Below are 13,371 nucleotides of genomic sequence, written 5' to 3'. Positions count from 1 at the left end.
CTCATTAGACGAGATGGGCGGGCGCGTTGTTGAGGGCTGCGGCCGTCAGGCGGGGCGCTCTGCCGTGCCGTCGAGGACGTCGACCAGCCGGGCGAGCGGCCGGGGCAGCGCGTCGGGGGGCAGGGCCTCCACGAGCAGGCGGGCGTAGCGAGTCTTGCGGCCCGAGCCGCTGCCGAAGAAGCGGCACAGCTGCCGCTCGACCGGCCGGTCCCGCTGCGCTGCCTGCTTCTGCAGCGTGCGGAAGGAGCCCAGCTCACCCTGCGCCGCGATCACGCGCTGGACGGCGTCCGGCCCGAGAGCACGCACGAGCTCGTCCTCGAGGTCGTCGACGCAGACGAAGAAGCCGAGCCGCTCCAGGCCCGCTCGGTCCAGCTCCCGCCCGAGCCCGCCGCGCTCCAGCGCCTGCACGGCCCACGGCTCCTCCCGCTCGTCGCACAGCCCCGCGAGCCGCAGCTTGCGCCCGTGCGGCCCGTACGCCTCCACGGCGCGCGGCAGGTTCGTGGCCCCGCCGACCGGGACGACCGCGGTCCGGCACGCGGACAGGTCGAGCCCGCGGCCCTCGGCGGCCGCCTCCACGGCCTGCGCGTCACTGACCCCCTCGACGAGGACGACGGTGCGCGCGGTGCCCGGCGGCGTCACAGCCCGCCGGCCACCCGCAGCACGGCCCCGGTCGCGTACGTCGCCTCCGCCCCCATGAGCCATGCGACCGCCGCCGCGATCTCGTCGGCGGTCCCGGGCCTTCGCAGCGGGATCCGGGGCGCGACGCGGTCCGGGCGGCCGGGGTCGCCGGCGTCGGCGTGGATGCGCGTGCGCACCGTGCCCGCGGCCACCGCGTTGACGCGGATGCCGTCCTCGGCGAGCTCCTTGGCCAGCCCCACCGTCATGGCGTCGACCCCGGCCTTGGCCGCGGCGTAGTGGACGTACTCGTGCGGTGAGCCGAGGGTCGCGGCGGCCGAGGAGAGGCTCACGATGACGCCGCCCGGGCCACCCCTGCGTACGGACATCAGCTGGGCCGCCCGACGCGCGCAGAGCAGGACGGCGACCAGGTTGAGCTCGACCACCTCGCGCACGACAGAGGCCGGGGTGTCGGCCAGGTCGCCCACGTGCAGGGTGGCGCCGGCGTTGTTGACCAGGCCGGTGACGGGGCCGAGGCGGTCCTGCGCGGTCGCGAACAGCTCCTCGACCGCGGCCTCGTCGGTGACGTCGCCGCGCACGGCGACGGCACGTGCCCCGGTGGCCGTCACCGCCGCGACGACGTCCCCGGCGGCGTCACGGTCCGAGCGGTAGTTCACGGCGACGTCGTGGCCCGCGGCCGCGAGGCGCAGCGCGATCGCCGCGCCGATGCCCCGGCTCGCGCCGGTCACGACGGTCACGGGGCGCCGGGCGTCTTCCATGGCCGCAGCATCCCGGACTCCTCCGGGTGCCGCCAGGGCAATCTCCGCGGGACCCGCCGCCGCGGCTTCCTAGACTCGGGTGCCATGGGCAAGGTGTTCGACGGGATCGACGAGTCGCTGCAGCGCTGGATCGACGCACAGCGCATGTTCTTCGTGGCGACCGCGCCGCTGTCGGGGGACGGCCACGTCAACGTCTCCCCGCGCGGGCACGACACCTTCTCCGTCCTCGGGCCGCACCGCGTCGGCTGGGTCGACTACACCGGCAGCGGGGTCGAGACCATCGCGCACCTGCGCGAGAACGGCCGCATCTGCCTGATGTTCTGCTCCTTCGACAAGCGCCCGCGCATCGTGCGGCTGCACGGCCGCGGGCGAGTCGAGCTGCCGGGCAGCCCGGCCTTCGACGAGGTCGTCGCGCAGCACCCGCCGCACCCCAGCACGCGCGCGGTCGTCGTCGTGGACGTCGAGCGCGTCAGCGACTCCTGCGGCTGGGGCGTGCCCATCATGGACTTCGCGGGGGAGCGGGACCTGATCCGGCTCGGCGCGGAGAAGAGCGGCCCCGCCGGGCTCGTCGCCTATCGCGCGGAGGCCAACGCCGAGAGCCTCGACGGGCTGCCCGGGCTGGTGTGAGCCGCCTGGCCGCTAGTCCAGCGGCACGGCCGCCAGCTCTTCCAGCACCCGCTGGCGCAGGGGCTCGGGGGCGGAGGAGGCGCGTACGCCCACCGCGACCGTCTCCATCAGCTCGGCCCGGCGGAGGCCGAGCTGCTGCAGGCAGGCCAGGTGCTCCTGGTGAAGCGTCGTGCCGAACATCGGCGGGTCGTCGCTCGCGATCGTGACCGGCACCCCGGCGTCGAGCAGCCGGCGCAGCGGGTGCTCGGCCAGCGACGGGACCACCCGGGTGCGGACGTTGCTCGTCGGGCAGACCTCGAGCGCCACCTGCTCGGCGGCGAGCCGCGCGAGCAGGCGGGGGTCGCGGGCGGCCGCGATCCCGTGCCCGATGCGCTCGGCCCCGAGGTCGTCGAGCGCGGACCAGACCGACTCCGGCCCGGTGACCTCGCCGGCGTGGGGCAGGCTGCGCAGGCCGGCAGCACGCGCCCGGGCGAACACGTGCGCGTAGTCCGCGCGGTCGACCTCCGGACCGCCGAGGCCGAAGCCGATGACCGACGGGGCCTCCAGCTCCAGGACCGCGTCGAGCGCGCGCTCGGCCTCGTCCGGCCCCAGGTGGCCGCTCACGTCGGTGACCCAGCGCAGGACCACGCCGGACTCCGCCTCGGCGGCCCGACGCCCCTGCTCGAGCCCGGCGAAGACCTCGGCGAGGGGGAGGCCCCGGCCGAGGTGCAGCTGTGGCGACCACGTCACCTCGGCGTACCGGACCTGCTGGGCGGCCAGCCCGAGGGCCGTGGTGCGGGAGAGCAGCTCGAAGTCCTCGGGGTCGCGCAGGACCTCGACGGAGGCGAGGTAGACCTCGATGAAGTGGGCGAAGTCGCGGAAGGCGTACCACTCGCGCAGGGCGTCCGGGGAGTTCGGGATCGCCTCCAGCGCGGAGAGGCCGCGGTGCTTGGCGAGCAGCTGGAGCAGGGTCGAGGGCTGCATCGAGCCCTCGAGGTGGACGTGGAGCTCCACCTTGGGGAGCCGCTGCACGAACTCGTCGTCGGCGTACGTCACGGCGGGTCACCTCGCAGTCTGAGCTGGCGGACCTTGACACGGTCCTGCTAACGTAGCGCTTGTGCAGCTGCTCACGGTGCAGGAAGCGGCGGAGGCCACCGGGTGGTCGCCGCGCATGCTCCGGTATGTCGAGCAGCGCGGCCTCGTGGTGCCGCAGCGGTCGGCGGCCGGCTACCGCCTCTACGGCGGCGCCGAGCTGGAGCGGCTGCGCAGTCTGCGCACGCTGCTCGACGAGACGGGCCTGGAGATCGGCGACGTCGCGGTCGCGCTCCGGCTCCGCAACGAGCCGACGCTGCGCGAGGCCGTCCACACCTGGCTCGACGAGGCTCCGACCGCGAGCGCCGTCGAGGCGCTGCGCTGGGAGCAGGAGAAGCAGCTGCGCCTGCTGCCCCCGGTCGAGCCGCTGCCTTCGGGCGGTGCGTCCCCGTCGTCCACCTCACCCTCACACGGCACTGTCAAGGAGCCAGCATGACCGCCACGACCACCGAGCTCACGGCAGACAGCCGCAACGGGCTCGACTTCAAGGTCGCCGACCTCACGCTCGCGGAGTTCGGCCGCAACGAGCTGCGTCTCGCCGAGCACGAGATGCCCGGCCTGATGGCGCTGCGCGCCGAGTACGCCGACTCCCAGCCGCTGCGCGGCGCCAAGATCGCCGGCTCGCTGCACATGACGGTGCAGACGGCCGTCCTCATCGAGACCCTCACCGCGCTCGGCGCCGACGTCCGCTGGGTGTCCTGCAACATCTTCTCCACCCAGGACCATGCCGCGGCCGCGGTCGTCGTCGGCCCGAACGGCACCGTCGACGCCCCCACCGGCGTGCCGGTCTTCGCCTGGAAGGGCGAGACGCTGCCGGAGTACTGGTGGTGCACCGAGCAGATGCTGACCTGGCCGGACGGCTCGGGCCCGAACATGCTGCTCGACGACGGTGGCGACGCCACGCTGCTCATCCACAAGGGCACCGAGTTCGAGAAGGCCGGCGCCGTGCCCAGCACGGACCCCAACGACTCGGAGGAGTACGGCGTCATCCTCGACCTGCTCCGCGCGTCCCTCGCGAAGGACTCGACGAAGTACACCCGCATGGGCGAGGGCATCAAGGGCGTCACCGAGGAGACCACGACCGGCGTCCACCGGCTCTACGAGCTGGCCAAGACCGGCGACCTGCTCTTCCCGGCGATCAACGTCAACGACTCGGTCACCAAGAGCAAGTTCGACAACAAGTACGGCTGCCGCCACTCGCTCGTCGACGGCATCAACCGCGCCGTCGACGTGCTCATCGCCGGCAAGGTCGCCGTCATCTTCGGCTACGGCGACGTCGGCAAGGGCTGCGCCGAGTCGCTGCGCGGCCAGGGCGCCCGCGTGATCGTCACCGAGGTCGACCCGATCTGCGCGCTGCAGGCGGCGATGGACGGCTACCAGGTGGCCCGCCTCGAGGACGTCGTCGAGACCGCCGACATCTTCATCACCGCCACCGGCAACAAGGACATCATCATGGCCGCCGACATGGCCAAGATGAAGCACCAGGCGATCGTCGGCAACATCGGCCACTTCGACAACGAGATCGACATGGCCGGCCTGGCGAAGGTCGACGGCATCAAGCGCAACACGATCAAGCCGCAGGTCGACGAGTGGATCTTCCCCGACGGCCACACGATCATCGTGCTGTCCGAGGGCCGGCTGCTGAACCTCGGCAACGCGACGGGCCACCCGAGCTTCGTCATGTCGAACTCGTTCTCGAACCAGACGATCGCGCAGATCGAGCTGTTCACGAAGACCGACGAGTACGAGAAGCAGGTCTACGTCCTGCCGAAGCACCTCGACGAGAAGGTCGCGCGCCTGCACCTCGACGCGCTCGGCGTGCGGCTCACCGAGCTGTCGAAGGACCAGGCGGACTACATCGGAGTCCACGTCGAGGGCCCGTACAAGCCGGATCACTACCGCTACTGATTCCCTGCAGCGTGCTTCGCTGCAGCCCAGTTCGCTGCAGTGGGCTTCGCTGCAGCTCGGTCGCCTGCTGAAGGACGTCTGAATGGTCGAGCCCCCGTCGAACGGCGCCGTACGCCCGGTGCCCGTCCCGGCGGGGGCTCGCCGCATCTCGCACTCCGAGCGGGCGATGCCCGTGCTCGCCCGGCTGCGTGAGCGGTTCGCGGCCGCGCGGCCGCTCTCCGACGTACGGGTCGTCGCCTGCCTGCCGCTCACGGCGGAGACCGCGGTGCTGGCCCGGCTGCTCGCGTCCGGAGGCGCCGAGGTCGCGCTGTGCTCGTCGAACCCGCTGTCGACGCAGGACGACGTCGCCGCAGCCCTGCGGGCCGACGGCATGACCGTCGCCGCGCGCCGTGGGGTGGACCGGGCCGGCTACTACGCCGACGTGCGCCAGGCGCTCGACACGCTCACCGGCGCACGCCGCGCGCTGCTGCTCGACGACGGGTGCGACCTGCTCAGCGCCCTGCACACCGAGCGGCCGGCGCTGCTGAGGTCCGGCGTCGTCGCCGGGGCGTGCGAGCAGACCGCGACCGGCGTGCTGCGGCTGCAGCAGATGGCGCGGGACAAGGCGCTCGCGCTGCCCGTCGTCGCCGTCAACGACACGCCCACCAAGCGCGTCGTCGACAACCGGTGGGGCAGTGGGCAGTCGACCGTCGACGCGCTGCTGCGCGCGACCGGGATGCTGCTGGCCGGGCGCACCGCCGTCGTGGCGGGCTACGGCGACGTGGGCCGGGGCGTCGCCTCGCGGCTGCGCGGGCTCGGGGCCTCGGTCATCGTCACCGAGGTCGACCCCACCGCCGCGCTGGACGCCGCGCTTGACGGCTACCGCGTCCTGCCCATGGCCGACGCGGCGCCGCTCGCCTCCGTCGTCGTGACCGCCACCGGCGCGCGCGACGTCGTCACTGCCGCCCACCTCGGCCTGCTGCCCGATGGCGCGGTGCTCGCCAACGCCGGCCACTTCGACGTGGAGATCGACGTGCGCGGGCTGGTCTCGCTCGCCGTCGAGCGCAACGTGGCGGTGCGGCCCGGCGTCGACGAGTACGTCCTGCCCCACGGCCGCCGCGTCCTGCTCGTCGCCGAGGGGCGCGTCGCCGGGCTCGCCGCCGCCGAGGGCAGCCCGCCCGCCGTCATGGACGTCGCGTTCGCGCTCCAGGCCCTCACCGCCGAGTGGCTGCTCGACGCCGGGCTGCCGCGCGGGGTGCACCCGGTGCCGGCCGGGATCGACCGCACCGTCGCGGGGCTGGCCCTGGAGTCCCTGGGGCTGGCGCTGGACGTGCTCACGCCGGCGCAGGAGGCGTACCTGCGCTCGTGGCGGGCGGGGTCGTAGCGGCGGGCGTCGCGCGGAGAGGGTTCCGAGCACAACGGTGCCCGACCTGACGGCGGGCTGCGTCCGGGGCCGTAGCGTGTCGCGCGCTCGGCCTTCCGGCTGAGCCGTCTGCCTGGTCGTGCGCCCAGGTCGTCCGCCTGAAGCCGTCGCCTGAGCGATCCGCCTGGGCTGCCTGGTGCCTCTGGCCCGCATGCCAGGTCCCGCTGCCTCCGTCGACGTGCCGCGGGACGCGGCGCCGCGCTGCTCGGGGGCTCTGTCAGTGGTGGCAGCTAGCTTCGCCGGCATGGATCCGAAGCCGGGGTGGGAGCGCGCCTCCGAGGGCGGGGTAGCGCGCAGCCGCGTCACCAGCCGCCGCCTGGTGCTCTCGGCCCTTGGCGAGGTTGGCCATCCGGTGTGCGAGCTCGGGAGCCGGCACGCGGCTGCCCCTCCCGGACTGCTCCTCGCCCGCAGCGAGCGCGAGGCCCGCACCGGCCTGGAAGCCGCGCTGGGCGGAGTGATCCGGGGCGATGTCGTACGCCGCGGGATCGTCTCCCCGGAAGCTGTCCTGGCCGTGCTGCCCGGTCCGGGCGAGCCCGTGGCCGAGTTCCTCGCGAGCATGCGCCCCGGCCCGGCGCTCGGGGCGGTGCTGCAGCAGGCCGCGACCCGCGAGCTGTCCGCGGACGACCGGCTCGAGGTCGTGCGCGGCTGGGAGCGGATGGCGTCGTGGCTGGCTGCGCAGCAGGCCCGAGCGCTCGCAGCGGCACGCGACGCGATCGCGTCCGAGCTGGCCCCCGCGCCGGAGAGCGCGGCGGCCGAGCACTGGTCGGGCCAGGACGCGGCCGAGGCCGAGATCGGCGCCGCGCTGCGGTGGTCGCTGCCGACCGTGACGACCCGGCTGCGGCAAGCGGCCGCCCTCACGGGGCGGTGCGCCCCCACACTGGTGGAGCTGGAGCGCGGGCGGATCGAGCCCCGGCAGGCGAGCGCCGTCGTCGACGCCGTCGCCCAGCTCCAGGACGCCGACGCCGTCGCGCAGGTGCAGGAGCGGCTCCTGCCGCGGGCGCCGGAGCAGACGGTGGCGCAGACCCGGCGCTCCCTGCGCCGCGCCGTCCTCGCGGTCGACCCCGCGTCCGCGGCCGAGCGCCACGAGCGGGCGCGTGCCGGGCGCGGCGTGCAGCGCTATGCCGAGCCGGACGGGATGGCCGCCCTCGAGGTGCGCACCGACGCGGCCGGGGTCGCGACGATCTTCGCTGCGCTCGACGCGGTCGCGGCCACGCTGCCCAAGAACGATCCGGAGACGGGTGAGCACGTCCCCCTGTCCGCACGCCGGGTCGACGGCCTGGTCGCCCTCTGCGGCGCCCTCCTGGGCGACCCGACGGTGCTGCCTGGCCTCGCGCGCGCGGCCGTCCCGGTGCCCGCCGTCCGGGTCACCGCTCCGCTCGACACCCTGCTCGGGCTCTCCGAGCGGCCCGGCGAGCTGGCGGGGTACGGCCCGATCCCCGCGCCGGTCGTCCGGGAGCTGGCGTCGGACGGGGCGTGGAAGCGCTGGCTGGTCGAGCCGCAGACGGGGGAGCTGCTCGACGTCGGAGCGACGACGTACCGGCCGAGTGCACGCCTCGCCGCGTTCGTGACGGCGCGCGACCGCACCTGTCGAGGCCCGGGCAGCGGCCAGCCCGCCGACCAGTCGGACCTGGACCACATCGAGCCGTACGACGGCGCGAACACCAAACGGGACAACCTGCAGCCGCTCCGGCGACGATGGCACAACGCCAAGACGCACGGCGGATGGGAAGCGACCCGGGCTCCCGACGGGACGACCCACTGGAGGACGCCGCTCGGACGGCGCTACTCGGTGCCGCCGGAGAGCCTGGACCCCGGATGATGTTCAGCTGGTGAATCCTGGCTCGGACGATGTTCAGCCGGTGCCTGGACCCGGGGCGACGGTCAGCTGGCGAGCGTGCGCGGGGCTGGCTCGGCGGCCGGTCGTGCGGTCGGTCGTGCGCGTGCGGCCGGCTCGGGAAGTGGGCGGGCGTGCGTCGCCGTTCGCGGGCCGAGTCGCGACGCGCCGGCGGTGCGCTGTCGTGCTCGTGTGCGGGTCACTGGTGCGTACCGATGCCGCTGACCGGGGGGAAGCGGTTGCTTCTCAGGCTCGGGGAATGCGACCGTGCCTACCGTGTCGATGACAGGGGGCTCCATGACGACGCGTGGCTACGGGACGCCCCCGGTCGGGGCGGCAGCAGCCGCTGGACGTGTCCGGCCGCACGAGACCGCCGCGCGCAGGTGGAGCGCTGGCCGGGCGCTCGCCGCAGCCGCCGCGGCCGACCTCGTGTTCGTCGTGGGTGTCGTCCAGCCGTACCGCGACGAGACCGTCTGGGAAGCCCCGGGGATCCCTTTCATCGACGTGCTGCTCACGATGGCCGTCTTCGCCTCGGTCTTCGCGCTGCCCCTGGTGTGCCTCGTCGTGGCTGTGCGTGCCGCGCTCGGCATCGCCTCGATGGGCCGAGCGAGCGACGTCGTGGCGCGGGTGCTGTACGCCGCGGCCGTGGCCGTGGCTCTCGCCGGTGCCGCGCTCTACGTCTCCCCGCTGAGCCGGGCGGCGATCGCCTACCTGCTCGACTAGGGGCCCTGACGCGTGGGCTGGCGCCGGGTACCGCCCTGCCCGGCACCAGCCCCGCCACCCCGGCCCAGCGTCAGATGCTCAACCGCCCCGTGCACCGCTGGCTCGTGCCCGACCGGGTCGCGGTGGCCACGATGGTGTCGGTGCCCGACCGGTCGGTGATGTGCCGCTCCACGGAGAACGACCCGCTCGGCGGGCGGGTGGTCCGCGAGCCGCGGAAGACCTGCGCGCCGTTGTCGGTGACCCGCACGGACCATGTCTGCCCGGCCCGGTTGGTGTCCACCTCGAACTCGACCTCGAGGCCGCCGTCGTCGGTCTTGGCCTTGAGCTCCCACCGTCCGCCGGACGAACAGGAACCGGACTTCCGGATCTCGTCGTCTCCCTTGCCGGAGGCCTGCGCGGCCGTGGGCGCGCCGAGCGGCAGGGCCGCGGCGGCGGTCGTCACGAGCAGGAGGGTGAGTCGTCGCGTCGTCGAAGGCTTCATGGCTCCACTGTCCCCGCGCGGCGTCGACGCCGACAGTGGACAGAGGTCGTACGACTACCGGCTCGCGACCATCGGCTGGCGACTACCGGCTGGCGACTGCCGGCTCGCCCGCCGCGTCCACACCGGGCCCGGGCCCAGCGGGCAGGTCCTCGCCGCGCAGCTTGCCGGCGAGCGCCATCGCGTCGAACGGCGCGCGTACCTTGACGTCGTTGTCGAAGTAGACGAAGACGTCCCGCTCGCGCGACGCAGCGGGAGGGGAGAGGACCCGGCCGTCGGTCGGCGTGCCGCCCGCCTGCCAGGTGCGGATCTTGCGCGCCCACGCCTCGAGCGCGGGGTCGTCGTACCCGCTGACGTAGAGCTCCTCGGCACCGTGCAGCCGCACGTAGACGAAGTCGCTGGAGACGTCGTCGAGCATGGGCCACTTGCCGGCGGTGTCGGCGCAGACGAGCGCGACGTCGTGCTCGCGTAGCAGCTCGACGAAGCCGGGCACCTCGAACGAGGAGTGCCGCACCTCGAGTGCGTGCCGCAGCGGCCGGTCGGCGTCGGCGACGGTCAGGGCACGGTCCTTCATCCGCTCCTCGTCGTGCCGGGCGGCGACCTCGGCCGCGGCGTACGTCGACCTCGGCAGCTGGGCGAAGAACGCCGCGAGCCGGTCGGGGTCGTAGCCGAGGGTCGGTGGCAGCTGCCAGAGCACCGGGCCGAGCTTCTCGCGCAGGGCCAGCACCCCGGAGGCGAAGAAGTTCGCTAGCGGCGTCTCGACGCCCGCCAGCTTCTTCATGTGCGTGATGAAGCGCGGCCCCTTGACGGAGAACACGAAGCCGGGGGGCGACTCCGCGTGCCACTTGGCGTAGGACTCGGGCCGCTGCAAGGAGTAGAACGAGCCGTTGATCTCGATGGAGTTGAGCTGCCGCGAGGCGTGCTCCAGCTCCCGTCGCTGGGCGAGCTTCGGCGGGTAGAACACGCCCCGCCAGGGCTTGTAGGTCCAGCCAGAGATGCCCACGCGGAAGGGGCTCGCCGGCCAGGTCTCGGGCACGCGGCGACTCTGCCCGTCGCGAGCGCGCTTCAGTCGTGCACGCACCCGCCCTCAGCTCGGCGCCCGCCCTCAGCTCGGCACTGGCTCCTCGGCGCGTGCGGCCTCCCGCGCGTGCCGACCGAGCCACGACTCGAGCTCGCACGCGGGGATCGGCCGGCTGTGGAAGAAGCCCTGGCTGACGTCGCAGCCCAGGCCGGCGAGCATGTCGAGCGTCGCTGCGTCCTCGACGCCCTCGGCGACGAGGCGGAGGCCGAGGCTGTGCGCGAGCGCGACCGTGCTGGACACGATCGCGAGCGAGCGCGGGTCGGACACGATGTCGGACACGAAGCTGCGGTCGAGCTTCAGCTCATCGACATCGAGGTCGCGCAGGTACGCGAGCGAGGAGTAGCCCGTCCCGTAGTCGTCGATGCTCAGCGAGACCCCCATCCCGGCGAGGGCGGCCACGACGGCGCGGGCGCGTACCGAGTCCGACATGACCGCGGTCTCGGTGATCTCGAGCTGCAGGTCGGACGCGGGCACCCCGTGCTCGGCCAGCAGCCGGCCGACCTCGTCCGGCAGGGCGCTGTCGAGCAGGCTCGTCGCGGACAGGTTGACCGCCACGCGCAGCGGGCGCCCGCCCTCGCGCCAGGCCCGGGCCTGGGCGAGCGCCATGTCCAGCACACGCAGGGTCAGGGGTCGGACGAGGCCGTACCTCTCCACCAGGCCGAGGAAGTCCAGAGGCGCGACGAGGCCACGCTCGGGGTGCTGCCACCGGGCCAGGGCCTCGACCCCGACGATGGTGGAGTCGGTGACGTCGAGCTGCGGCTGGTAGTGCAGGACCAGCTCTCCGCAGTAGCGCGGCTGCGCCGGCCGCGACCCGTCGACGGGAAGCAGCGCGCGCAGCTGCTCGAGCGTGCGGGCGCGCTCGTTGACGTCCCGGTCGTGGTCCTCGTCGAACACCGCGAGGCCCCATCCGCGCTGCTTCGCCTCGCGCACCGCGGAGTCCGCGCAGCGCAGCAGGCCCGACGAGGTGCTGGCGTGCAGCGGGAAGCTGGCGAGCCCGCCGGTGACGTGGACGTCGACGAGCGTCCCGTGCAGCTCGTACGTCCCGCTGGCCGCGGCCTGGACCTGCTGGGCCAGCTGCTGGGCCCGGTCGTGCGCCCCGGGGACCACGATCAGGAACTCGTCGCTGCTCAGCCGGCCGAGGATGCACCCCTCGGGGAGCGCGTCCGCCATCCGCGAGGCGGCGGCCTTGAGCAGGTCGTCCCCGGTGTCGTGCCCCAGCGCCTCGTTGACCTCCTTGAACCGGTCGAGGTCGAGCAGGACGAGGCTCACCTTCTCGCCGGCGGCGGTCAGGCCGTCCAGCCGGCGCACGAGCGCGCGCCGGTTGGCCGTGCCGGTGACGTCATCGGTACGCGCCTCCATCCGCGTCTGGGCCAGCTCGGTGAGCGAGCGCACGTCGCCCAGGACACGCACGCTGACGCCGAGGACGGCCAGCATCGCGAACCAGACGGCAGGGTCGGTCAGAGGCTGGTCGGCCATGACCCCGAGCGTCAGCGTGCCGGCCAGCAGCACCACGAGCGCGCCCACCGTCGGCTCGCCCGGCGTGGTCGGCCGCGCGTCGACCATGATCGGGCGGCGGAGAGCGCAGGCTGCGACGAGCACGGCGGCCAGCACCCATCCAGCTTCCGAGCCGGCGCTGCGCGGCCCCGCCTCCGACGCGGCCAGCAGGCCGGCCGAGAGGTCGCCGGCGAACGCGGCCGCCAGCCCGGCCGTCACGAGCCAGAGCCGCCGGTCACGCAGCAGGCCGCCGAGCGCGCTCAGCGACGCGGCGGTCCCGACGGCCACGAAGCCGACGGCGCCGCGCACCAGCCAGGGCTGCGTCTCCCAGCCCGTCCACCCGTCGAACGGGCCGTCCAGGCGCGCGAGGACGAGGTTCCCGATGGCGATCAGGGCGAAGGCCGCGCTCACGCCGTTCAGCCAGTCGCCGGGGTCGGCGATCGCGGTCCGGTGCCGGTTCCAGCGGATGAGCCCCTGGTAGATCAGCACGCACGCGACGACCGAGCCAGCGGTCATGGGCTCGACCAGCGTCCCGTCACCCAGCCCCAGCGCCCCGAGCAGGCGGGCGACGACGACGCCGGCACCGGCTGCGGTGAACGCGAGCGCGAGGCGGTGCCACACGTCCCGTTCCTCGCGGACCCGGGAGGCGCGCCACCAGAGGACGGTGCACGCGGTGACGACCGTGACGAGGGCGAGCGCGCCCGCGAGCACGTCCAGGCCCGCCGAGCCGGTGCGGCCGGCCGTCAGGGCGCTTCCCGCGTACGCCGCTCCGCTCGCGGCCATGGCGGCGGCGAGTCGCAGCGGTGCTCCGGCCAGGAGGGACCCCTGGGGCCGGTGCGGGGCTAGGAGCGGCACCCCCTCGTCATCGGCGCGAAGAGCCCCGATCCAAGGAAGGAAGCGCGGCAAGATACAACCAGGCCCCGTTCTCGCGGCGGAAGCGGCTCCGCTCGGCGAGCCGCCCGGGGTGCCCGTCCTCCCGGTACGACGCCTCGAAGGACACGACCCCCTCGGTGTCGAACGGCCCGCCCGCCTCCCGCTCGAGCACCTCCAGCCCCGTCCACTCCAGCCCCGGCGGCAGGTCGACGCTGCGCGGGCGCGTGCTCGGGTGCCAGCTGGCCAGGAGGTACGCCTCGTCCCGCACCGCGAACGCGGAGTAGCGCGAGCGCATCAGCAGCTCGGCGGTCGCCGCCTGCGCTTCCCCGCGGTGCAGGCGGCCGCAGCACTCGGCGTAGCGGAGGCCGAGCCCGCAGGGGCAGGGGGCGTCGTGGGGGAGCTGGACGGGAGCACGCCGGGACATGGCTCCGATTGTGCCGCTGCCTGGCTAGTCGTTGCCACGTCACTTGCTGCCAGGCCGAAAGC

General features: G+C 74.2%; 13 protein-coding genes. 6 read left to right on the top strand and 7 right to left on the bottom strand.

Going from position 1 to position 13,371, the window contains the following annotated elements:
- Window positions 1–45 precede the first annotated feature (45 nt).
- Complete coding sequence (locus G9H71_RS04640) at window positions 46–639, bottom strand: TOPRIM nucleotidyl transferase/hydrolase domain-containing protein (protein WP_166278479.1); 594 nt, start codon at window positions 637–639, stop codon at window positions 46–48.
- A complete protein-coding gene (locus G9H71_RS04635; protein ID WP_166278476.1) occupies window positions 636–1,394 on the bottom strand; it encodes an SDR family oxidoreductase in 759 nt (252 codons plus the stop codon). Before G9H71_RS04635 ends, G9H71_RS04640 begins: the two co-directional genes overlap by 4 nt.
- Window positions 1,395–1,478: 84 nt before the next feature.
- On the opposite strand from G9H71_RS04635, the gene G9H71_RS04630 reads away from it, so the two are divergent.
- Entirely contained in the window at window positions 1,479–2,021 is a 543-nt protein-coding gene (locus tag G9H71_RS04630; RefSeq protein ID WP_166278473.1) for a pyridoxamine 5'-phosphate oxidase family protein, read from the top strand.
- Between the two features lie 12 nt (window positions 2,022–2,033).
- Here the strand turns inward: G9H71_RS04630 and add are convergent, their stop codons facing one another.
- Window positions 2,034–3,056, bottom strand: a complete 1,023-nt coding sequence (gene add, locus G9H71_RS04625) for an adenosine deaminase (protein WP_331272746.1) — start codon at window positions 3,054–3,056, stop codon at window positions 2,034–2,036.
- Between the two features lie 61 nt (window positions 3,057–3,117).
- On the opposite strand from add, the gene G9H71_RS04620 reads away from it, so the two are divergent.
- From G9H71_RS04620 to G9H71_RS04600, 5 genes are all read left to right on the top strand, one after another.
- On the top strand, window positions 3,118–3,528 hold the full coding sequence (locus tag G9H71_RS04620; protein WP_166278470.1) for a MerR family transcriptional regulator: 411 nt from the start codon (window positions 3,118–3,120) through the stop codon (window positions 3,526–3,528).
- Window positions 3,525–5,000 carry an adenosylhomocysteinase gene (gene ahcY / locus G9H71_RS04615; protein WP_166278467.1) on the top strand — a complete coding sequence of 492 codons (1,476 nt, stop codon included), beginning with the start codon at window positions 3,525–3,527 and terminating at the stop codon, window positions 4,998–5,000. The genes G9H71_RS04620 and ahcY overlap by 4 nt, the downstream gene beginning before the upstream one ends.
- Before the next feature lie 82 nt (window positions 5,001–5,082).
- On the top strand, window positions 5,083–6,363 hold the full coding sequence (locus G9H71_RS04610) for an adenosylhomocysteinase (protein WP_166278464.1): 1,281 nt from the start codon (window positions 5,083–5,085) through the stop codon (window positions 6,361–6,363).
- 283 nt (window positions 6,364–6,646) lie between these two features.
- Window positions 6,647–8,221 (top strand): DUF222 domain-containing protein, encoded by a 1,575-nt coding sequence (locus tag G9H71_RS04605; protein ID WP_166278461.1) that lies wholly within the window; start codon window positions 6,647–6,649, stop codon window positions 8,219–8,221.
- 312 nt (window positions 8,222–8,533) lie between these two features.
- The gene (locus G9H71_RS04600) at window positions 8,534–8,959 is read left to right on the top strand and encodes a hypothetical protein (protein WP_166278458.1); all 426 of its coding nucleotides are present in this window, start codon (window positions 8,534–8,536) and stop codon (window positions 8,957–8,959) included.
- A gap of 70 nt (window positions 8,960–9,029) precedes the next feature.
- On the opposite strand, the gene G9H71_RS04595 is transcribed toward G9H71_RS04600, so the two are convergent.
- The 4 genes from G9H71_RS04595 to G9H71_RS04580 form a co-directional block, all read right to left on the bottom strand.
- Window positions 9,030–9,440: a hypothetical protein gene (locus G9H71_RS04595; RefSeq protein WP_166278455.1), complete on the bottom strand. Its 411-nt coding sequence runs from the start codon at window positions 9,438–9,440 to the stop codon at window positions 9,030–9,032.
- Between the two features lie 82 nt (window positions 9,441–9,522).
- On the bottom strand, window positions 9,523–10,473 hold the full coding sequence (locus G9H71_RS04590; protein WP_331272745.1) for a DUF72 domain-containing protein: 951 nt from the start codon (window positions 10,471–10,473) through the stop codon (window positions 9,523–9,525).
- A gap of 69 nt (window positions 10,474–10,542) precedes the next feature.
- Entirely contained in the window at window positions 10,543–12,795 is a 2,253-nt protein-coding gene (locus tag G9H71_RS04585; RefSeq protein ID WP_166278451.1) for a putative bifunctional diguanylate cyclase/phosphodiesterase, read from the bottom strand.
- 79 nt (window positions 12,796–12,874) lie between these two features.
- On the bottom strand, window positions 12,875–13,309 hold the full coding sequence (locus G9H71_RS04580) for a YchJ family protein (RefSeq protein ID WP_166278448.1): 435 nt from the start codon (window positions 13,307–13,309) through the stop codon (window positions 12,875–12,877).
- Window positions 13,310–13,371: the final 62 nt, after the last annotated feature.

This window comes from Motilibacter deserti (genome assembly GCF_011250635.1).
Taxonomy (GTDB): domain Bacteria; phylum Actinomycetota; class Actinomycetes; order Motilibacterales; family Motilibacteraceae; genus Motilibacter_A; species Motilibacter_A deserti.
This window is presented reverse-complemented; position numbering and strand designations above follow the sequence as displayed.